Here is a 20,515-nt window from a genome sequence, read left to right as displayed (position 1 = left end):
GCACTCGCTCAGCGATACAGGCGAGAGGCGCGGATGCTTGCTACAAGTGAACTGATCACGTTCTTGCAGGGCGAGCCGTGGAACAACCTGACCTACGTCGCGCCCCCGCCGGCGCGGGACGTCGTCGGGATGTCGGATCCGATCGAGCGCAAGCTGCTGTCGTGGCTGACGTCCGCGCTCTACGCCGGAGTCGGCGAGATCGTGGAGCTCGGCACGTTCCTCGGTGCCTCCTCGGTCTCTCTCGCATCGGGCCTTCAGAGCAATCCGCACCTGAGGCCGGAACAAAAATCCAAGAGGATCAACGTTTTCGACCAGTTCAAGGGAACGTTCGAGAGCGACTACATCACCAAATACACGAAGTTCACCCTGGACGAGGACGGAGGGTTCCTCGGCATCCACGCCGCCCAGACGGCGGCGTTCAAAGACTATCTGAAGGTGACCAAGGCCAACGTCAGTCACGTGACCTGGGACGGCCGTCCCATCGAGCTGCTCTATGTCGACGTCATGAAGGACCCGTTCGTCACGGCGAACGTGGTGCGTCAGTTCTTCCCGAGCCTCGACGTCGGCTCCATCCTGATCATGCAGGACTACCTGTTCCACACGCTGCCTTACAGTGTGGTCGTGATGGAGTATTTCGAGGAGTACTTTACGCGAGGGGGAGACACCGGGCGCGGCAACGTCATCTTCGTCTGCCATAAGAAAGTTCCGGCGACCATGACGGCGGAGTTCACCTGGCTTGGCATGACGAGAGACCAGAGACTCCATTATCTGATGCAGGCCATGTCCAAGCAGCGGACGCATCTGCACCGCGAGTTCGTCGCGCACCTGATCAGCGATTTCGTGACCGGCAAATACACCTGAAGCCTGGACGAGCCGCCGATCGGCGGCGGCTCGTCCGGTTGACGCCGGCGACGTCGCTTCGCCCCTGATCCAGCCCGCCCTCCAGGCGGGCTTTTTCGTGCCCGGAGATCCGACATGATCGACGACCGCTCCCTGCAGCGGGCGCTTGCGCTCGCGCGCGCCTATGACGGCGCGATCGACGGAATGGCGGGTCCGAAGACCCGCGCCGCCATCCGGCTGTTCGTCGCGGGCCGCGTCGGAGCCGGCCGGACCGCGCGCTGGGGCGAGGCGCGGCTGCGCGTCGCGGCCGAGCAGGCCGTCCTCGCCGACCTCGGCTTCTATCCCGCGTCGTCGGTGATCGACGGCCTCGTCGGCCCGAACACCCGCGACGCCTGGGAGCGCTGGCAGAACGCCCAACGCGGCGGCGACGCCGCGCCAGCCCTCGCCGCGCTGCTCGGTCCGACGGGCTCGGCGCCCGCCGGCGCGCCGGCCTGGCCCGCCCAGAGCGGCGCGGCGCGCTTCTTCGGCGCGGTCGGGACCGGGCAGACGCTGCTCGCGCTGCCTTATCCGATGCGCCTCGCCTGGGACCGGACGGTCGTGGTGACCCGCGTCTCGCTCCATCTGAAAGTCGCGGCGAGCGCCGGCCGCGTGCTGGCCCGCGTCAAGGACCACTATGGCGAGGCCCGCATCCGCGAGCTCGGGCTCGATCTGTTCGGCGGAGCGCTGAACGTCCGGAAGATGCGCGGCGGCTCCGCCTGGTCGATGCACGCCTATGGCGCCGCGATCGATTTCGACCCCGAGCGCAACCCGCTCCGCTCCGGCCGTGACAAGGCGAGGCTCGCCCGCCCCGACGCCGCGCGCTTCTGGGAGTTCTGGGAGGCGGAAGGCTGGGTCAGCCTCGGCCGCGCGCGGAACTACGACTGGATGCACGTCCAGGCGGTCCGGCTGTAGCGCCGCGGCCCGCCGTCCTTCGCCCCTGCCATTTCAAACTTCCGGAGACCGAGATGTCCCCTCGATCGATCACCCGACCGAAGCTCGAAAACGCCATCGTCGACGCCGCCGCCGGCGTCATCCGCGAGGCGGCGCTGGCGGGAGCCGCCACCCCCGGCGCGGCGCTCGCCACCGCCCGCCGGGTCGCCGACGACGTGGTCGCCGACCCGCGCATCGCGCCGGCTCTCGAGCCCGTCCGCCGCTTCGAAAGCCAGACGCTGCGCGGCATCGCCGCGGCCGCGGGCGCGCCGTTGCTGGTCGCGCTGGGACGGCTTGCCGGAGTCGAGCTCGCCGAGGGCGACGCCGCGACGGTGGTCGCGACCCTCGTGTCGCTGATCGGCGCGGCCTACGCATGGTACGGGCGCGAGACCACGACCCGGCCGCTCGCCTGAGGAGACGCCGATGACGGCCCCGCTCCGCCGCGATCCGGCGGCCTATGACCGCGACGACGCCAAGCTCGCGGCGCTCGAACAGCGGGTCTACGGCCTCGAGCGCGGCGTGCAGGATCTCAACCAGCTCTTCACCGGCCGGATCGGCGAGGTGTCGGCGCAGCTCGCAGGCCTGTCGGCGCGGCTCGACGACCGGTCGCGCACGCCTTGGGGCACGATCGTGTCGGCCATGGGCGTCGTGCTCGCGATCGTGATCGCAGGCGGCCAGCTTGCGAAAACGCCGGTGGTGGACGCGATCTTCCGGCTGGAGCGGGACACGGCGACCCTTGGCCAGACCATGACGCCGCTCGCGACGTTCTCCGACTTCAAGGGAACCTACGAGAGCAACCGCCTCGTCCTGCGGCAGGACAACGAGGCGCGCTTCGCGCGGCTCGACGCCGCGCTCAAGGCCCTGGAGGCGCAGGCGCGCGAGGCGCAAGGCCAGGTCGTGCCGCGCGGCGAGCATCAGGAGCGCTGGCGCTCGCAGGACCTCGCTGTCGCCGGCGCGCAGCGCCAGATCGACGACCTCAAACAGGCGCTCGGGTCGATCTATGGCGCGCGCGACGTGATCATCGACCTGCGCGAACGGCTCGACCGCGTCGAGCGGATGCGCCTCCCGAACGGCAGGTGAGACGGTCGCCGGCGTTGCGCGGGCCGTATGAGCGCCTAGTTTGCAAAGCATGACGATGCGCGTCGGACGGACCACACCGGGCATTCATCGCGGGTTCAGCGCGACCATGGCAGCCTCGAGCGTATGAACTGGAGGCTTTTCATCGCGTGGAGCGCGCTCGCGGCGCTCGCCGCGCCGGCCACGTCCGCCTTGGCGCAGGAGGGCGCCGTTCTCGTCGTGCAGAATGGCGGCCCGTTCGACATGCCTCAGCCGATGGTCCCGATCGATCGCGCGCCGCCTCCTGCCGTAGCGCCCCCGCCGCCGAACGTCGAGGCGCAGGCGCGCGAGCCGGGCGACGCGAACCGCCCGGGGTCCCGCGACGATCGTGACGGGCTGGAGCGCGCACGCGCGGCGGCCCGCGCCGTTGGCGAAGGCGAAGGCGATCTCGACCGCGCCCGCGCGGCGGCGCGGGCCGCCGAACCGCCGCGCGCCCCGCCTCCGACCGCGCCGCGGTCCCCCGGCGCGATCGGCGGCAAGGACTGCCTGTCGGGCCGCGAGGCGCGCGGCGCGATCTCCGCCAAACGCGCCGTGACGCTCGCGCAGGCCGTGCGCTCGGCGCGGGACGCCTGGGACGGCGAGGTCATCGACTACAAGCTCTGCACCTATGACGGCGCGCTCGCCTACGAGCTCACTTTGCTGAACGGCGACGGCAAGGTCGCCCGCGTTCGGGTCGAGGCTGTCAACGGCAAGCTGGTCGGCGTCCGGTGAGGCGGGCTGCGGCGGAACGCGGGACGCGGCGCGCGCGGCGTGGCAAGATCGCCGGCCGAGCCCGCTAGAGCACCCGACCCATGCGCCTTCTCGTCGTCGAAGACGATCCCGACCTCAACCGCCAGATCGTGACCGCGCTGACCGAGGCCGGCTACGCCGTCGATCGCGCCTTCGACGGCGAGGAAGGTCATTTCCTCGGCGACACCGAGCCCTACGACGCGATCGTGCTCGACATCGGTCTGCCGAAGATGGACGGCATCTCCGTGCTCGAGGAATGGCGGCGCGGCGGCAAGACCACGCCGGTGCTAATCCTCACCGCGCGTGATCGCTGGTCGGACAAGGTGCAGGGCTTCGACGCCGGCGCCGACGACTATGTCGCGAAGCCCTTCCACATGGAGGAGGTGCTGGCGCGGCTTCGGGCTCTGCTCCGGCGCGCGAGCGGCCACGCCTCCAACGAGCTGCTGTGCGGGCCCGTGCGGCTGGACACGCGGGCCGGCCGCGTCACCGTCGACGGCCACGCCATCAAGCTGACGAGCCACGAGTACCGCCTGCTCGCCTATCTCATGCATCAGCAGGGGCGGGTGGTGTCGCGCACCGAGCTCGTCGAGCATCTTTACGATCAGGACTTCGACCGGGACTCCAACACGATCGAGGTGTTCGTCGGCCGCCTGCGCAAGAAGCTCGGCTCCGAAATCATCCAGACCGTCCGCGGGCTCGGCTACCTGCTCGCGGCCCCCGAGGACGCGTGAGCGCGACCGCGGAGCGGCCGGACGGGGGCCCTCCGGTCGGCGCGTCCGCCGCCGCCTCCTCGCCGCGCGACCCGACGGCCGAGACGGCGCGGCCGCCCGCCAAGGCCGCGTCGATTGCGGTCCGGCTGTTCAGCTCCGCGGCTCTCTGGACCACGGCGACCTTGCTCATCGGCGGCGTGACGCTCTCCTCCTATTACACCCGCTCGGTCGAGCGCGGCTTCGACCAGCGGCTGCACGTCTATCTCAAGACGCTGGTCGCGGGCGTCGCCGACGGAACCTTCAGCCGCGACGATCCGGGCTCCTTCGGCGAGCCGCGCTTCGACCTGCCGCTCAGCGGCTGGTACTGGCAGATCACGCGGCTCGACAAGGAGCCGACGGAATCGACCACGTCCAAGTCGCTGTTCGAGGAGGAGCTTCCCCGGCTCGCCGATCTCGGCGTCAAGGAGACGGTCGTCGGAACGCGCGAGGGCTACGCGGCGGGTCCTGAGCGACGACGGCTTCGGATCGTCGAGCGCACGGTCGATCTCGGGCCGGACGGCCGCTACCTCATCGCCATCGGCGGCGCGGCGGGCGAGATCGACAAGGACATCGCCGATTTCAACGTCACGCTGCTGATCAGCTTCCTCCTGCTCGGCCTCGGACTCGTGGTGGCGACGGGCTTTCAGGTCCGCTTCGGCCTTCGGCCGCTTGCCCGCATCCGCGCCCAGCTCGTCGAAATCCGGCAGGGCGGCCGCTCACGCCTCGACGGCGCGTTCCCGCAGGAGATCGCGCCGCTCGCGGGCGAGCTCAACGCGCTGCTCGACGTCAACCGCGAGATCGTCGAGCGCGCCAAGACGCATGTCGGCAATCTCGCCCATGGGCTGAAGACGCCGCTGTCGGTGATCGCCAACGAGGCCGACGCCGGCGAGGGCGCCTTCGCCGCCAAGGTGCGGGAGCAGGCGGTGCTGATGCGCCGGCAGATCGACCATCATCTCGAGCGGGCCCGGCTGTCGGCCGGCGTCGCGCTCGCCGGCGACACGACGCCGGTGAAGCCGGTGGTCGAGGCGCTCGCGCGCACCATGGAGAAGGTCTACCGCACCCGCGATCTCGCGATCGCCGTGGAGGCGACCGAGGATCTGCGCTTCCGCGGCGAGCGGCAGGACCTCGAGGAGATGGTCGGCAACCTCGTCGACAACGCCTGCAAATGGGCGAAGGGACGCGTCGCCATCTCGGCCGCGCCCTACGGCCCCGCGACCGGCCCGAACGGACGGCCGCAGCTGCGGGTGCTGGTCGACGACGATGGGCCCGGCCTCACCCCCGAGCAGAGCGCCGAGGTGCTCGCCCGCGGCAAGCGGCTCGACGAGACCAAGCCGGGCTCCGGACTGGGGCTGGCGATCGTGAGCGAACTCGCCGCGATGTATGGCGGCCGGCTCGCGCTCGCCAAGGCGCCCGAGGGCGGCCTGCGCTGCGACCTCACGCTGCCCGGCGTCTGACGCCGCGGAACCGCCGGCTCGCCTCCAAGCTTTCGCCGAATTCCGGCGGCCTTCTCCCTGCGATCGCCGAATCGGCCATGGGGTCGGCCGCGGCGGGACAGGGGGATTCCAATGCGTAGAACCAAACTGGCGGCCGTCGCGGCCGTGTGCGGCCTCGCGGCCAGTCTTGCGGCCTGCGGACCGGGCCGCGAAGGCGAAGGGTTCGGCACGGTCGCAGGCGCGGTCGGCGGCGGGCTGATCGGCAACGCGGTCGGCGGCCATGGCGGCAGCCGGGTGGCGGCGACCGTGATCGGCGCCGGCGTCGGCGGCCTGCTCGGCAACCGGATCGGGGCGGCCATGGACGACGACGCTCGCCTTCGCGCCGAGGAGGCCGAGTACGACGCGCTCGAGCGCGGCGACGAAGGCCGGCCCTATGAGTGGCGGTCGCGGGAGTACCGCGGCACGGTGGTCGTCGGCCCGACCTATGTGCGACGCGACTATGAGCGCTGCCGGACCTTCGAACGGCGGATCTTCCGGCCGAACGGCCAGGTCGTCGTCGAGCGCGGCCGGTCCTGCCGCGGCCCGCGCGGCCGCTGGGTCCCGATCGACTGAGGCTCAGCCCTGCCGGAAGCCGGACCGCGCCGCGAGCAGACCGAGCGTCGCGCGACCGGGAGACGGCGGGGCCAGAGGCGGCTGGCGGCCGGCGGCTTCCGCGCCGAGCACGACGGCGAAGGCTTCGGCCGCGAGGTCGGCCGACAGCCGGCCGCCGTCGGGTCCGAGCCCGAGGCCGAGCCGCCGCGCGAGCGCCATCGGGCCGCTGGCGCCGGCGCGCACGGCGTCGGAGAGGTCGGCGCAGGTGACGTCCGCCGCGATGTCGACGAAGGCCGCAGAGGCGGTCGCCGGCGAGATGCGGGCGAGATAGGCGGCGATCGGCTCGTCGGCTTCGTCGCGCGGCGCCTCGACCCTCGGCGCCTCGACGTCGACCGCGGCGCCGAGGCGGGACGCGGCGGCGACGCCCGCCGCCCAGCCGTTCGCGACGGCGTCGGCCGCGCCGGCCCCCGACCGCGCCTCGAACAGACCATGCTCCTCCCCGAGGCCTGACCTGCGAGCGAGCTCGTCACGCGGCGCGAAGCCTCCGGACACGACGAGCGCGTCGGCCGGGATCACGCGCGCGCCGACGCTCGCGCCTTCGCCGAAGCGGTTTTCCACCCTGACCCCGGTGAGGCGCTGCGCGCCGGCGTCGAACTCCACGCCGGCGACCATTGTGGCGAAACTGAGCGCGACGCCCCGCGCTTTGGCCATGTCGACGGCGGGTCCTTGCGGATCGGGTCGGGAGTCCAGCACCAGCTCGACGGCGACGCCAGCGTCCCGGAGATCGGCGGCCGTGCGGTAGCCGTCGTCGGAGGCGGTCGCGACCACGACGCGCCCTCCCGGCGCGACCGCATGGCGCCGGAGCAGCGCCCGCGCGGCGCCGGACAGCATGACGCCCGGTCGGTCGTTGTCCGGAAAGACCAGAGGCCGCTCGCGCGATCCCGTCGCGAGCACGACCACTTTCGCCGCGAACAGCTTCAGCGACCGACGGTCCGGCCGACGCGGGTCTGCGGCTTCGAGGGCGGTGACCGTCCCGTCGGGGTCGACGGCGACCGCCACGGCGCCGAGCGCGAGCGCGCCGCGATCGCGCAGCGCGTCCGCGCGGCCCTGCGCCCAGGCGGCGAGAGGCAGGCCGTCGACCGTTCCCTCATGGAGGTCGGCGACGCCGCCGGCGCGGGCATCCGCCTCGATCACCCGCACCTCGAGGCCCGCCGCGCGGAGGGCGGAGGCCGCGGCGAGTCCCGCGAGGCCCGCGCCGATGACCGCCACGTCGCATGTCTCGATGCGCGCGCCGTCGAGCGCCTCCGCGATCGCCGCGCGCGGCGCCGGCAGCGGGACGTGCCGGCGCAGGCGTTCGAGCGCCCGCTGGGGGATGGGCAGCGTCCGCCGCTCGGCGCGCGACGCGGCCGCGAGCTGGGCGATGAGCCGCCGCGTCGCCGAATCGACCGGGCGAGCGCTCATGCCCTCGCGCACCGCTATGCGCTCCGCGGCCGCGATCACGGAGCGCGGGCCGACGTCGAGCGCGACCTGGGCCGCCGTCTCGAGACCGATCGCCATCAGCCCCCGCGGCCGGCCGAGGTCGAGGCTTCGTCCGAGCACGGACACGCCGTTGGCGAGCAGCGCGCTCGCGAGCGTGTCCCCCTGAAGGCCGGAGAGCGCCTTGCCGGCGAAGCGGAAGCCCACGGGCTCGTCGCGGTCGACGCGCGCGCCGAAGCGGCCGGGCGCGGACCGGGCGAGACGCCGCGGACCGCTTGCGGGCGGCGCGTCCGGGCCCGACGGGCTCATGGCGTCGTCTCCCGCTCGCGGATCGGCGCGCGCCGCGTCGGCGCGTAAGGGTCGAAGGCCGGGTCCGGCGTCCGTCCGGCGAGCAGCGTGGCGAGGTGCTTCGCCGCCGGCAGCGCGGCGGACAGCGCCTCGCGGCCGAAGCCGAGCGAGAGCCACAGCCCCTCGATCTCGGCCGCGCCCACCTGCGAGCGGCCGTCGACGCCGGTCCACACCGTCACCGGCTCCTCGCCGACGACCGCGAGCCGGGCGAAGGAGGGCGCAAGCGCCACCAGCCGCCGGGCCAGCGCGTCGTCGCCGACCGGGCCGGAGGCGATGATCGCGCCGGACAGGTCGCGCGCCACCGTCACGTCGTCGATCACGAGCGCGGGGCCGATCGACGGCGCGTCGGGCTCCGTGGTCAGGATCAGGCGCTCCTCGCGCTTCAGCGAGAGCCGGCCTTTGCCCTCGCGCACCAGTCGGATGGCGGAGAGATCGTCGGACAGCACGACGGAGCGCGCCCGGATCGTCCGGTCGGCGAGGCGCACGCCCGTGACTTTCGGACCGTCGCGCTCCAGCGCCTCGACCAGCGTGGAGTCCACCAGCTCGGCGCCGGCGGCGGCCGCGTCGTCGGCGATCGCGAAGGCGAGCGCGTCGACGTCGACGGTCACGGCGGAGGCGTCGTGAAGCGCCGCGGCGAGGCCCGACCCGTCCGCGACCGGCGGGCTCAGCGCCGCGACCTCGCGCGGCGGGACCATCCAGGCGTCCACCCCGATCGCCTTGGCGCGAAGCCCGACCTCCGTGAGGGTTTCGATCTCATGCGGTCGGTCGGCGATCGTAAGGCAGCCCGAACGCTCCCAGTCGACCGCGAGCGGCAGTTTGCGCGCGAGCTTCACCATGCGTTTGGGTCCGGCGCGATGCGCCGCCATGCGCAGCGGATCGACATGGGCGGACCGCGCCACGGGCCAGGCGCGCTCCTCGGCGGCCCCCGCGATCTCGCCCGGAGCGATCAGCGCGACGCTCGTCCCGTGGCGCGCGCAGGCCCGCGCCAGCGCGAGCGCGCGGACGCCGCCGCCGACCACGACGAGGTCATACGCGTCGCGCGTCAGGGCGCGGAGCCGGGGGTCGAAGGCCGGAGCGCGCGATCGGCCGAACGCTCCGAAAGGCCAGGGCAGAGCCATGCGTGGGAACAATGGGCCTTCGCCGAAAAGGTGATGAAGCGCAGATGCGCGGCGTTCTATAATGCCTATAAAGCGCTGCGACGCGTCGGGCAGCCCGCGCGACGGCTTTTTCGCCCCTCACGCGCCTTTGCGCCACAATCGGATGTTTCTCGATCCCGTGATGTCCTTCGACGCCGCACGACTTCGCCGACCTGAGCCGCCGTCCGGGACGCCGGCGCGTTGACCGCGCTCTGGATCATATTCGCCGCGATGACCGCCGCGGCCGTGTTCGTCGTGCTCGCCACGCTGGCGCGCGGCCGGACGGCCGCCGTCGACGCCTCCGAGGCCGACGTCGCGGTCTATCGCGACCAGCTCGACGAGATCGCGCGCGACCGCGACCGCGGCCTGATCGGCGCGGCGGAAGCCGACAGCGCGCGCGCCGAGGTGGCGCGCCGCCTGTTCGCGGCGACCGGTCGCGACGGCGAGCCAGGCTCGCGCGCCGACGGCGCGACGGCGCGGCGCAGGATCGCGGCCGTCGTCGCGCTCGTCGGCGTGCCGCTGATCGCGCTCGGGGGGTACGCCGCGATCGGCCAGCCCGAGATGCCGGACATGCCGCTCGCCGGCCGCACGAGCGGGAAATTGGACGCCTCGAACCTTCAGGATCTGGCGACTCGCGTCGAAGCGGCGCTCGCCAAGAACCCGAGCGACGGGCGCGGCTGGGCGGCGGTCGCCCCCATCTATATGCGTCTCGACCGCCCCGACGAGGCGGCGCAGGCCTTCGCCAACGCGATCCGCCTGCTCGGCTCGACGCCGGAACGCGAAGCCGACCGCGGCGAGGCGCTGATCGCGGCGGCCGACGGCGTCGTGACCGCCGACGCCCGGCAAGCGCTGGAGCGCTCCGTGCAGGGCGAGGAGCCCTCCGTGAAGGGCGCGTTCTATCTCGCCCGCGGCGCCTGGCAGGACGGCGACCTCAAGGGCGCCGTCGCCCGGCTGAAGGCCCTGCTCGACAAGGCGCCGGCCGACGCCCCGTATCGCGACGCGGTGAAGGACGAACTGCAGCGCCTCGCCGAAGTCCCGGCGATGCCGATGCCGGAGGCGACGCCGGACGTCGCGAAGAAGACTCCGGAGGAGCGGGCCGCGATGATCCGCTCGATGGTCGACGGGCTCGGCGACCGCCTGGCGGCGCAGGGCGGCGACGTCGGCGAGTGGCTGCGCCTGGTCCGGGCGCGCGCCGCGCTCGGCGACGCCGCGAAGGCGAAAGCAGATCTCAACGCGGCGCGGGCCAAGTTCTCCGGCGACGTTCGGGCCGCGGCGCGGCTCGACGCGCTGGCGGCCGGACTTGGTCTCGAAGGGCCGGGCGCGTAAAGGGTAGCGACATGACGATCGACGCCGGCTCCTCCGCCTTTCCCACGCCGCGCCGCCGCGCCAGCGCCCGCAAGCGGCGCCGGCTCGCGATGCTCGGCCTGATCGGGATCGTTCTGGTCGCCGCCGTCGCGCTGATCCTGAATGCGTTCAATGACACGCTGGTGTTCTTTCGCACGCCGAGCGAGATCGTCGGCCGCGACGCGGGGTCGGGCGTCCGGATGCGTCTCGGCGGGCTCGTCAAGGAAGGCTCTATCGTTCATGAGGGAACGACCGTGCGCTTCGTCGTAACGGACATGAAGGCCGAGATGCCCGTGACTTACACCGGTCTGCTGCCGGACCTGTTCCGTGAGAAGCAGGGCGTGGTGACCGAAGGGGCGATGGGCCAGGACGGCGTCTTCAAGGCCGACAGCGTGCTCGCCAAGCATGACGAGAACTACATGCCGAAGGACGTCGCCGACCGCCTCAAGGCGCAGGGCGAATGGCGGCCGGACGGCGCCAAGACGCCGAAGGGCGAGACGCCAAAGAGCGAGACGCCGGAGGGCAAGGCGCCATGATCGCCGAGACCGGACATTACGCGCTCGTCCTCGCGCTCGCGCTCGCGATCCTGCAGTCGACGTTGCCGCTGTGGGGCGCGCGCCGGCGCGACGCGGCGCTGATGGCGCTCGCAAGCCCGCTCGCGGTCGCGCAGTTCGTGCTGGTCGGCGGCGCCTTCGCGGCGCTGACCCACGCTTACGTCACGTCCGACTTCTCGCTGCTCAACGTGGTCGAGAACTCGCATTCGGCGAAGCCGCTGATCTACAAGATCTCCGGCGTGTGGGGGAACCATGAGGGCTCCCTGCTGCTCTGGGTGCTGATCCTGGTGCTGTTCGGCGCGCTGGTCGCGCTGTTCGGACGCAATTTGCCGGACCGGCTGAAGGCCGACGTGCTGGCCGTTCAGGCGATGATCTCGACGGCGTTCCTGCTGTTCGTGCTGGGGACGTCCAATCCCTTCGCCCGCGTCGTCCAGGCGCCGCTCGAAGGGCAGGACCTCAACCCGCTGCTGCAGGACCCCGGCCTCGCGATCCACCCGCCGCTGCTTTATCTCGGCTATGTCGGCTTCTCGATGGCGTTCTCCTTCGCGGTGGCCGCGCTGATCGAGGGGCGCGTCGACGCGGCCTGGGCGCGCTGGGTGCGGCCCTGGACGCTGATGGCCTGGTGCTTCCTCACGCTCGGCATCGCGATGGGCTCGTATTGGGCCTATTACGAGCTCGGCTGGGGCGGCTTCTGGTTCTGGGACCCGGTCGAGAATGCCTCGCTGATGCCCTGGCTCTCCGGCACCGCGCTGCTGCACTCGGCGGTGGTGATGGAGAAGCGCGAGGCGCTCAAGGTCTGGACCATCCTGCTCGCGCTGCTGACCTTCGCGCTGTCGCTGCTCGGCACCTTCCTCGTGCGCTCGGGCGTGCTGACCTCGGTGCACGCCTTCGCGGTCGACCCCGAACGCGGCGTCGCGATCCTCGCCATCCTCACCGTCTTCGTCGGCGGCAGCCTCGCGCTCTACGCCTTCCGCGCGCCGGTCCTGAAGCAGGGCGGCATCTTCGCGCCGGTGAGCCGCGAGGGCGCGCTGGTCGTCAACAACATCTTCCTGACGGCGGCCTGCGCGGCGGTGTTCGTGGGCACGCTCTATCCGCTCGCTCTGGAGGCGGCGACCGGCGAAAAGATTTCGGTCGGCGAGCCGTTCTTCAACGCGACCGTCGGCCCGACCATGCTGCCGGTCTTCCTGCTGATGCCGCTCGCGCCGCTGCTCGCCTGGAAGCGCGGCGACGCGCTGCGGGCCGCGCAAGGGGTGATCTGGGCGTTCGGCGCGGCGATCCTCGGCACGGCGCTCGTCGCCGGCTTCGTCCGCGGCGGTCCGACGCTGGCGCCGATCGGCGTCGGGATCGCGCTGTTCACGATCGTCGGCGCCTTCGCCGAGATCGCCGAGCGCACGAAACTGTTCCGCGCGCCGCCGGCGGAGAGCCTGCGGCGCGCGAAGGGGCTGCCGACCTCCTCCTGGGGCGGGGCGCTGGCGCATGCCGGCATGGGCGTGACGTTGCTCGGAATCGTCGGCGCGACCGCCTGGTCGAGCGAGGCGGTCGTGGCGCTGAAGCCCGGCGACACGGTCCCGCTGTCCGGCTTCGAGGTGACGTTCGACGGCGCCCAGGCGCGCAACGGGCCGAACTACCGGGCGACCGCCGCCCATCTCACCCTGCGCAAGAACGGCGAGATCGTCGCCGCCGTCGAGCCGGCGCGGCGGTTCTATCTCGCCCGCCGGCAGGACATCGCGGAATCCGGCATCGCGACCTTCGGCGTCTCGCAGTTCTACGCGGCGACCGCCGAGGCGCGGACCGACGGCGCGACCGGCTTCAGGCTGCAGTACAAGCCTCTGGTGCTGCTGATCTGGCTCGGCGCGGTCGTGATGGCGCTTGGCGGATGCCTGTCGCTCGCCGACCGGCGCCTGCGCGTGGGCGCTCCCCGGAAGGCCGCCCGTCCGTCGCCTGCGATGCAGCCGGCGGAATGAGCCGCGTCGTCCTCCTCTTCGCCGCGCTGCTGGCGGTGCTCGCCGGGCCGGCGCTGGCCGTGCAGCCGGGCGAGCAGCTCGCCGACCCCAAGCTCGAGGCCCGCGCCCGCGGGCTCGGCGAAGAGCTGCGCTGCATGGTCTGCCAGAACCAGTCGATCGACGATTCCAACGCGCCGCTCGCGAAAGATTTACGCCTGCTGGTGCGCGAGCGCGTCGCGAAGGGCGACAGCGACGAGGCGGTGCTGTCGTTCCTGGTCGAGCGCTACGGCGAGTTCGTGCTGCTGCGCCCGCGCTTCCGCGGAGAGACCCTTGTGCTCTGGCTGCTCGCGCCGGGCGTTCTTGTCCTGGGGCTCGGCGGGTACCTGGTCTGGGCGATGCGCGCGCGCCGCCGCGCCGCGCCGGCGGACGGGCTGACGGAGGAGGAGCGCGTCCGCCTCGAGGCGCTGCTGGGCCCGGACGGGACGGACCCGAAAACGGTCTGAGCGGGGTTTCGCCGAAAGGCTTGCGGCGAAACGGCGCCGCGGCTTACCGATATTTCATCGCTCAGCCAGCGGCCGGTAAGGCCGGACCGGTGAATGTCTCCGGCGAACCCCCATATGGGGCACAGGATTTCCGCTGGGAGACTGAACCGACATGACGAACGACAAACCCACGCCTAACAGCGCCGGCGGGTTTCTGGCCCGGCGCCGCAAGACGGTGATCGCGTCAGCGCTCGCGCTCGGCGTCGCCGGCGCGCTCGGAGCCGGCGCGTTCACCACCGGCGTCACGCCGGCGCTCGCTGAATCCTCCGCCATCCAGCCGCAGGCCGCTCCGGCGCTGCCGAGCTTCGCGGACGTCGTGGACCGCGTGAAGCCCGCCGTCGTCAGCGTGCGGGTGAAGAACGTCGCCACCGACGACGAGGAGACCGCGCAGGGCCCCGGCGGGCCGGGCGGCGCGATCCCGGGCATTCCGGGCCTCGACCGTCTGCCCGACGACCACCCGCTGAAGAAGTTCTTCAAGGAGTTCGGCCAGCGCGGCGGTCCCGGCGGTCCGGGAGGACCCGGCATGCCCGGTCAGCGGCCGCGGCTTGGCATGAGCCAGGGCTCCGGCTTCTTCATCTCCGGCGACGGCTATGTCGTGACCAACAACCATGTCGTGCAGGGCGCGAAGGAAGTCGAGCTCGCGCAGGACGACGACACGACCTTCAAGGCGAAGGTCATCGGCACCGATCCGCGCACCGATCTCGCGCTGCTTAAGGTCGAGAGCGATCGCAAGGACTTCCCTTACGTGAAGTTCGCAGGCCCTGAGGGCCCGCGCGTCGGCGACTGGGTGGTCGCGGTCGGCAATCCGTTCGGCCTCGGCGGCTCGGTGACGGCGGGCATCGTCTCGGCCCGCGGCCGCGACATCGGCGCCGGACCGTATGACGACTTCCTGCAGATCGACGCGGCGGTGAACCGCGGCAATTCCGGCGGCCCGACCTTCAACCTCAAGGGCGAGGTCGTCGGCGTGAACACCGCGATCTACTCGCCGTCGGGCGGCAATGTCGGCATCGCCTTCTCGATCCCCTCCGAGGTCGCGACCGACATCGTCGAGAAGCTCAAGACCGGCAACAAGATCGCCCGCGGCTACATCGGCGTGCAGATCCAGCCGGTCACCGACGAGATCGCGGAAAGCCTCGGCCTCAAGAAGGCCCAAGGCGCGCTCGTCGCGGAAGCCCAGAAGGGCACGCCCGGCGAGAAGGCGGGCCTCAAATCCGGCGACACGATCATCAAGGTCGACGGCGAGGAGATCGAGAGCGCCCGCGCGCTGTCGCGCAAGATCGCCTCGATGGATCCGGGCAAGCCGGTCACGCTGACGATCTGGCGCGACGGCCGCGAGGAGACCAAGGAGCTCAAGCTCGGCACCTTGCCGGACGAGCCCAAGCAGGCCTCGCTCAACCAGGGCGACGAGGACTCCGACTCGAAGGGCTCGGCCAAGGTCAAGCTCGGCATCGAGGTGACCCCGGCCGCCCGCATGGCCGGCGCCGGCGACCAGGGCCTGGTCGTGACCGACGTCGACACCGACGGCGCCGCCGCCGGCAAGCTCGAGCAGGGCGACGTGATCCTGCGCGTGGGAGGCAAGGCGGTGTCTTCGGTCTCCGACGTGACCGGACAGCTCGACGCGGCGCAGAAGGACGGCAAGAAGGCCGTGCTGCTCCTCGTCAAGCGCGCCGACGCCACCCGCTTCGTGGCGATCGAGATCGGCAAGGGCTGACGCACAGCCCTTCGCCGAGGGGTCCGATCCCGCGCCGACCCCCCGCGGCGCGCCGGACCTCTGGTGCGAGCGGCGGACGGTCTTCCCCCACCGTCCGCCGTTCCGCGCGCTTCGCGCTCCCCGCCGAGGTCGTCTCCCTCGCCTCGGCCGGGGAGGCGCGTCGAACCAGTTCGCCTTCCCAAAGCTCATCCTGCCGCTCGGCCGCTTGCCGAGGATCGAGAGGCGCGTCATGACGTCGTCGATGAAGCTGCTGATCGTCGAGGACGACCGCGAGGCCGCGGCCTATGTCGTCAAGGCCTTCGCCGAAGCGGGCCACGTCGCGGACCACGCCGCGGACGGGCTCGACGGCTATGCGCTCGCGACCGGATCGACTTACGACGTGCTCGTGGTCGACCGCATGCTGCCGAAGCTCGACGGGCTGTCGCTGATCGGCCGTCTCCGCGCCGAGGGCGCCAAGACGCCGGTGCTGATCCTCTCGGCGCTCGGCCAGGTCGACGACCGCGTGCAGGGCCTCAGGGCCGGCGGCGACGACTACCTGACCAAGCCCTACGCCTTCGCCGAACTGCTCGCCCGCGTCGAGGCGCTGTCGCGGCGCGGCGGTCCGGCCACCGCCGAGACCGTCTACCGCGTCGCCGATCTCGAGCTCGACCGGCTGTCGCACACGGTGACGCGCGGCGGACAGGACATCCCGCTCCAGCCGCGCGAGTTCCGCCTGCTCGAATACCTTATGCGCAACGCCGGCCAGGTGGTCACGCGCACCATGTTGCTCGAGCACGTCTGGGACTATCATTTCGATCCGCAGACCAACGTGATCGACGTCCATGTCTCCCGCCTGCGCTCGAAGATCGACAAGGGCTTCGACAAGCCGCTGCTGCACACCGTGCGCGGCGCGGGATACATGATCCGTGACGGCGCTCGGTAAGCTTCTCCGCACCACCGCCTTCAGGCTGGCGCTCGCCTATCTCGCGGTGTTCGCGGTGCTGACGACGGTCGTGCTGGCCTATGTGTCCTGGCACGCCAACGCGCTGATCGCGGGCCAGCTGAACGCCACCGTCAACGCCGAGATCACCGGCCTCGCCGAGCAGTACCGCCAGGGCGGCATCCGTAAGCTCGTCGCCGTGGTCGACGAACGCTCGAACCGCTCGGCCGGCGGCTCGCTCTATCTGCTGACGACCTTCACAGGCGACGTGCTGGCCGGCAACGTCGCCGGGCTGCCGGGGTCCTCTCTCGCCGAGGCCGGGGAACGCGAGCTGCCCTATCAGCGCGTCGGCGAGGACGCGACCGCGCCCTATCCGGCGGTCGTGCGCGTCTTCGTGCTGCCGGGAGGCTACCGGCTTCTGGTCGGGCGCGACACCGAGGAGCGCGAGCGCCTGTCCGCCGTCATAGCGAACGCCGTGCAGTGGTCGCTGGCGCTCGTCGTGGTGCTCGGCCTCGCCGGCGGCGTGTTCGTGGCGAAGCGGGTGCTGAAGCGGCTCGACGCGATGACCGAGACCAGCAAGGCGATCATGGCCGGCGACCTGACGGGACGTCTCGCCGTGACCGGCTCCGGCGACGAGTTCGACCGGCTCGCCCAGGCGACCAACGCGATGCTCGACCGCATCAACGAGCTGATGGCCGGGCTGAAGGAGGTCTCCGACAACATCGCCCACGACCTCAAGACGCCGCTCACGCGCCTCCGGAACCGCGCCGAGGCGGCGCTGCGCGACGCCCGCACCGACGAGGACTGGCAGGTCGGCATGGAGCGCGTGATCGCCGAGGCCGACGGCATGATCCGCATCTTCGACGCGCTGCTGCTGATCGCGCGCGCGGAATCCGGGGGCGCCCGCGGCCAGCTCGCCGACATCGACGTCGCCGACGTCGCCCGCACGGTCGTCGAGCTCTACGAGCCCTTGGCCGAGGAGCGGGGCGCGACGCTGAAAGTCGAGGCGCCGGCGCCGGTCGTCGTGCTCGGCAATCGCGAGCTCATCGGGCAGGTGGTCGCGAACCTCGTCGAAAACGCCCTGAACTACGGCGCAGGCGAGGGCGGCGAGGTCACGGTGTCCGCGACGACCGCCGGCCAGGACGCGCTCATCGTCGTGGCCGACCGCGGCCCCGGCATTCCCGCCGCCGACCGCGGGCGCGCCATGGAGCGCTTCGTGCGCCTCGACACCAGCCGCTCGCGGCCGGGCTCGGGGCTTGGACTGGCGCTCGCCGCCGCGGTGGCGCGGCTCCATGGCGGCGCGCTGACGCTCGAGGACAACGCGCCCGGCCTGCGCGCCGTCCTCACTTTGACCCGCGTCGGCAGCGGCGCGCTCGAAGGCCCGCCCGAGCGGCCGCTGCTCGCCGCGCCCGAACGAAAGCCGGAGGAGCGGGCCGCCGCGGAGTAGTGACGCGTCGCCGGTCGGGTTGCCTCCCGCCCGGAGCCGTGGCAAGCCCTGCGCCGGAGCCGCGCATCGCGCGGGCGGACGGGCCGCACGAGCGGCGCGCCCTATCTTGCCGCACCACACACATCTTCGCCTGAGGAGCCGACGTTGGAAAAACGCGAACTCGACCGCGTGCAGAGCTACATGCGCAAGCTCTTTCAGAACCAGACGATCCGGGTGGTCGCGCGCCCTCGCAAGGACGATTCGGCGGAGGTCTATCTCGGCGAGGAGTTCGTGGGCGTCCTGTTCCGGGACGACGAAGACGACGACCTCTCCTACAACTTCCAGATGGCGATCCTGGAAACCGATCTCGAGTGATAGCGCGCCAGACCGGGACGGCCCGCCTCTTGCTGACGGTCAGCAGGAGGTTGCCGCCATGTCCCTCGTCTCCGGCGCCCTGACCGTCGCGCTCGGCTTCTCGATCTCGGGCGCCGCGGCGTCGGGCTTCGAGGCCGTGACCGGCCGTCCCGCGCATTTCGGCCTGCTGCGCGAGCGCAGCATCACGGCGGTCGCGGCCGTGCCTGTGGTGACGCTCGGCGCGGCCTACATCCTGGCGCGCGCTTTGCTGTTCGGTCCGGCCCGTCCGCGCTCCACGCCCATCGCCTTCGTCGGCACCGTCGTTTCCGGCGGCTGGAGCCTGGTGATCGGCGCAGCCGCGCTCGCGGCTTTCATGTGACGGCGACGCGTGAGACCCCGCGGCGCGACCGGGGCCGCGGGGGTGCCGCGCCGGAAGGACGATCACGCGACCGGCGTGGTCGCGCGCTTGACGTTGACCGGCACGCGGAAGCGCTTGGCCTCGGTCGTGTAGCCCTTGGTGAAGACCGTCGACACGAAGACGTGGTCGACGGTGACCGCCGCCGGCGTCACCTGCACGAGCATGTAGCCGCGCTTGCTCTGCTCGGAGTAGATCAGCCGGTCGCTCGGCGACTTCCTCCGGCTGGAGTCCACCAGCACGCCCGAGACGGCTTCCGGCGGGACGCCCAACAGATATTGCTCGAAGCCCGGCGAGCTGACCGAGGAGCCGCCGAACTCGACGCCGACCCGCTCCAGCCCCTTCGCCGTCGGCAGGTTGAGGTGGGCGGTCCAGGCGTTGTGGGAGTCGCCCGTGAGGACCACCGGGTTCTTCGCCGTCGCGAGCGTCTTGAGCATCTCGATCCGCGCCGAGGGGTAGCCGGTCCAGGCGTCGGCCGCGAGCGGGAAGGGCAGGCCGGCCGCGCCGAGCTGACCGAGCTGGGCCGAGAAGCCCGCGCCGAACAACTGGTCGATCACGCCGTTGAACCCGGCCTTCTGCGCCGCGCTCAGCACCCGCGATCCCGCGAGGTCCGGGGCGTTCTGATAGAACATCAGCACCTGGTTGCCGATCAGCTGCCAGGTCTGCGTCGACTCGGCGATCCTGGCCGCGAACCAGTCCTCCTGCGCCTTGCCCATCAAAGTGCGCGTCGAGCCGTTCGGATTAACGTCGACCGGGAACGGTCCTTCGGGCGGCTGGCCGGCATAGGCGGCGACCATCCGGTCGACGGGGAGCTGCTGGTTGCGGCCGGCCTGGCGCGTGTCGATCATGACGAGGCGGGCGAGCGCGCCGAAATCGAACACGCGGTAGAGGTGCTCGGGGGCGCCCGTCGCGGGGTCGACGATGTCGCGATCTTCGGGCTCGCGGATCGGCAGCCATTCGTAGAAGGCGCGGATGCCGGCTGTCTTGCGCGCCCGCCAGCTTCCTTCCGTCTCCGGCTGGTGGTTCTCCGCGCCGTGTTTCCACGCGTCGTTGGTGACTTCGTGGTCGTCCCAAATGTTGATGAAGACGTTCTCGCGGTGGATCTTCTGCAAATCGGAGTCGGTCTTGTAGAGCGCGTGGCGCGCCCGGTACTGATCGAGCAGGACGATCTCATCCTTCGGGAGCAGCTTTGAGTCGCGCGGCTTGGGGACCAGCCCGAGCGCTGCCGCCGGCGAGGTGTAGCCGCCGGGCCCCGGCGCATATTCGTAGATGTAGTCGCCAAGGTGCAGCACGGCGTCGAGATCGTCGTGCTTTGCGGCTTCGCGGTAGACGTTGAAGTAGCCGAGTTCGAAGTTCGAGCACGACAGCACCGCGAATTTCAGCTTGCGGACGCCGTCTTCGGGGAGCGTGCGCGTGCGGCCGACCGGCGAGGCGCCGCCGACGGCCTCGAAGCGGTAGTAGTAGGTCGCGCCGGGCTTCAGCCCGTCGACGTCGATCTTCACGGTGAAGTCGCGGGCGGGCCGCGCCAGCGCCTTGCCGCTCCTGACCACGCGCTTCATGCCCTCATCCTCGGCGACCGCCCATTCCACAGGAATGGCCGTGGAGGCGTTGGGCTTGGTCACGCGCGTCCAGATGATCACCCGGTCGCGCTGCGGATCGCCGCTCGCGACGCCGTGCAGGAACGCGCCGGCTTCGGCCGCTCGCGCGGGGTCGGTGACGGCGAGCGTGACGGACGTCGCGGACACGCCCGCCGCGACGGTCAACTGCAGCGCCGCCCGCCGCGAGATCATGGCCCCCGAAGGCCGTCCTTCGTCTTTGAAGTTCCCCGACATGGCCCGTCCTCTTCCCCTGGAACGCTTCCAGTTACGGCCCACAGGCAACGGCGCCATGACGGCGGCGTGACGCGGAGCGTCAACGACG

Annotated in this window: 20 protein-coding genes; 17 read left to right on the top strand and 3 right to left on the bottom strand. The window is 71.8% G+C overall.

The window, feature by feature from the left end:
* Positions 1–33: 33 nt before the first annotated feature.
* From ACO2RJ_RS08205 to ACO2RJ_RS08170, 8 genes are all read left to right on the top strand, one after another.
* A complete protein-coding gene (locus ACO2RJ_RS08205; RefSeq protein ID WP_423267504.1) occupies positions 34–861 on the top strand; it encodes a class I SAM-dependent methyltransferase in 828 nt (275 codons plus the stop codon).
* A 114-nt stretch (positions 862–975) separates the two neighbouring features.
* Positions 976–1,791 carry a M15 family metallopeptidase gene (locus ACO2RJ_RS08200; protein ID WP_423267503.1) on the top strand — a complete coding sequence of 272 codons (816 nt, stop codon included), beginning with the start codon at positions 976–978 and terminating at the stop codon, positions 1,789–1,791.
* 53 nt (positions 1,792–1,844) lie between these two features.
* Positions 1,845–2,222, top strand: a complete 378-nt coding sequence (locus ACO2RJ_RS08195) for a hypothetical protein (protein ID WP_423267502.1) — start codon at positions 1,845–1,847, stop codon at positions 2,220–2,222.
* Between the two features lie 10 nt (positions 2,223–2,232).
* Positions 2,233–2,889, top strand: coding sequence for a hypothetical protein (locus ACO2RJ_RS08190; protein WP_423267501.1), 657 nt, complete (start codon positions 2,233–2,235; stop codon positions 2,887–2,889).
* Positions 2,890–3,012: 123 nt separating this feature from the next.
* On the top strand, positions 3,013–3,636 hold the full coding sequence (locus ACO2RJ_RS08185; protein ID WP_423267500.1) for a PepSY domain-containing protein: 624 nt from the start codon (positions 3,013–3,015) through the stop codon (positions 3,634–3,636).
* Between the two features lie 80 nt (positions 3,637–3,716).
* Positions 3,717–4,385: a response regulator transcription factor gene (locus ACO2RJ_RS08180; protein ID WP_423267499.1), complete on the top strand. Its 669-nt coding sequence runs from the start codon at positions 3,717–3,719 to the stop codon at positions 4,383–4,385.
* 113 nt (positions 4,386–4,498) lie between these two features.
* Positions 4,499–5,857, top strand: a complete 1,359-nt coding sequence (locus tag ACO2RJ_RS08175) for an ATP-binding protein (RefSeq protein ID WP_423268936.1) — start codon at positions 4,499–4,501, stop codon at positions 5,855–5,857.
* Positions 5,858–5,968: 111 nt separating this feature from the next.
* Positions 5,969–6,448 (top strand): glycine zipper 2TM domain-containing protein, encoded by a 480-nt coding sequence (locus tag ACO2RJ_RS08170; protein ID WP_423267498.1) that lies wholly within the window; start codon positions 5,969–5,971, stop codon positions 6,446–6,448.
* A 3-nt stretch (positions 6,449–6,451) separates the two neighbouring features.
* Here the strand turns inward: ACO2RJ_RS08170 and ACO2RJ_RS08165 are convergent, their stop codons facing one another.
* Together ACO2RJ_RS08165 and ACO2RJ_RS08160 are read right to left on the bottom strand one after the other, a co-directional pair.
* Positions 6,452–8,212 carry an FAD-dependent oxidoreductase gene (locus ACO2RJ_RS08165; protein ID WP_423267497.1) on the bottom strand — a complete coding sequence of 587 codons (1,761 nt, stop codon included), beginning with the start codon at positions 8,210–8,212 and terminating at the stop codon, positions 6,452–6,454.
* The gene (locus ACO2RJ_RS08160; RefSeq protein WP_423267496.1) at positions 8,209–9,369 is read right to left on the bottom strand and encodes an NAD(P)/FAD-dependent oxidoreductase; all 1,161 of its coding nucleotides are present in this window, start codon (positions 9,367–9,369) and stop codon (positions 8,209–8,211) included. Before ACO2RJ_RS08160 ends, ACO2RJ_RS08165 begins: the two co-directional genes overlap by 4 nt.
* A 219-nt stretch (positions 9,370–9,588) precedes the next feature.
* On the opposite strand from ACO2RJ_RS08160, the gene ccmI reads away from it, so the two are divergent.
* The 9 genes from ccmI (at position 9,589) to ACO2RJ_RS08115 (ending at position 18,559) form a co-directional block, all read left to right on the top strand.
* On the top strand, positions 9,589–10,713 hold the full coding sequence (gene ccmI / locus ACO2RJ_RS08155) for a c-type cytochrome biogenesis protein CcmI (RefSeq protein ID WP_423267495.1): 1,125 nt from the start codon (positions 9,589–9,591) through the stop codon (positions 10,711–10,713).
* A gap of 11 nt (positions 10,714–10,724) precedes the next feature.
* Complete coding sequence (gene ccmE, locus ACO2RJ_RS08150; RefSeq protein ID WP_423267494.1) at positions 10,725–11,267, top strand: cytochrome c maturation protein CcmE; 543 nt, start codon at positions 10,725–10,727, stop codon at positions 11,265–11,267.
* Positions 11,264–13,249: a heme lyase CcmF/NrfE family subunit gene (locus ACO2RJ_RS08145; protein ID WP_423267493.1), complete on the top strand. Its 1,986-nt coding sequence runs from the start codon at positions 11,264–11,266 to the stop codon at positions 13,247–13,249. The genes ccmE and ACO2RJ_RS08145 overlap by 4 nt, the downstream gene beginning before the upstream one ends.
* A complete protein-coding gene (locus tag ACO2RJ_RS08140) occupies positions 13,246–13,731 on the top strand; it encodes a cytochrome c-type biogenesis protein (RefSeq protein ID WP_423267492.1) in 486 nt (161 codons plus the stop codon). Before ACO2RJ_RS08145 ends, ACO2RJ_RS08140 begins: the two co-directional genes overlap by 4 nt.
* A gap of 151 nt (positions 13,732–13,882) precedes the next feature.
* Positions 13,883–15,481 (top strand): Do family serine endopeptidase, encoded by a 1,599-nt coding sequence (locus ACO2RJ_RS08135; RefSeq protein ID WP_423267491.1) that lies wholly within the window; start codon positions 13,883–13,885, stop codon positions 15,479–15,481.
* 229 nt (positions 15,482–15,710) lie between these two features.
* Positions 15,711–16,403, top strand: coding sequence for a winged helix-turn-helix domain-containing protein (locus tag ACO2RJ_RS08130; protein WP_423267490.1), 693 nt, complete (start codon positions 15,711–15,713; stop codon positions 16,401–16,403).
* Positions 16,387–17,847 (top strand): sensor histidine kinase, encoded by a 1,461-nt coding sequence (locus tag ACO2RJ_RS08125; protein WP_423267489.1) that lies wholly within the window; start codon positions 16,387–16,389, stop codon positions 17,845–17,847. Before ACO2RJ_RS08130 ends, ACO2RJ_RS08125 begins: the two co-directional genes overlap by 17 nt.
* Positions 17,848–17,991: 144 nt before the next feature.
* Positions 17,992–18,201: a DUF3126 family protein gene (locus tag ACO2RJ_RS08120; protein WP_423267488.1), complete on the top strand. Its 210-nt coding sequence runs from the start codon at positions 17,992–17,994 to the stop codon at positions 18,199–18,201.
* Between the two features lie 58 nt (positions 18,202–18,259).
* The gene (locus ACO2RJ_RS08115; protein ID WP_423267487.1) at positions 18,260–18,559 is read left to right on the top strand and encodes a DUF6949 family protein; all 300 of its coding nucleotides are present in this window, start codon (positions 18,260–18,262) and stop codon (positions 18,557–18,559) included.
* Between the two features lie 62 nt (positions 18,560–18,621).
* On the opposite strand, the gene ACO2RJ_RS08110 is transcribed toward ACO2RJ_RS08115, so the two are convergent.
* Positions 18,622–20,385: an alkaline phosphatase D family protein gene (locus tag ACO2RJ_RS08110; protein ID WP_423267486.1), complete on the bottom strand. Its 1,764-nt coding sequence runs from the start codon at positions 20,383–20,385 to the stop codon at positions 18,622–18,624.
* Positions 20,386–20,515: the final 130 nt, after the last annotated feature.

It is taken from the genome of Hansschlegelia sp. KR7-227 (assembly GCF_049446035.1).
Lineage (GTDB): Bacteria > Pseudomonadota > Alphaproteobacteria > Rhizobiales > Methylopilaceae > Methylopila.
Note: the sequence above shows the minus strand (reverse complement) of the source record. Positions and strands in the feature narration are given on the sequence as shown.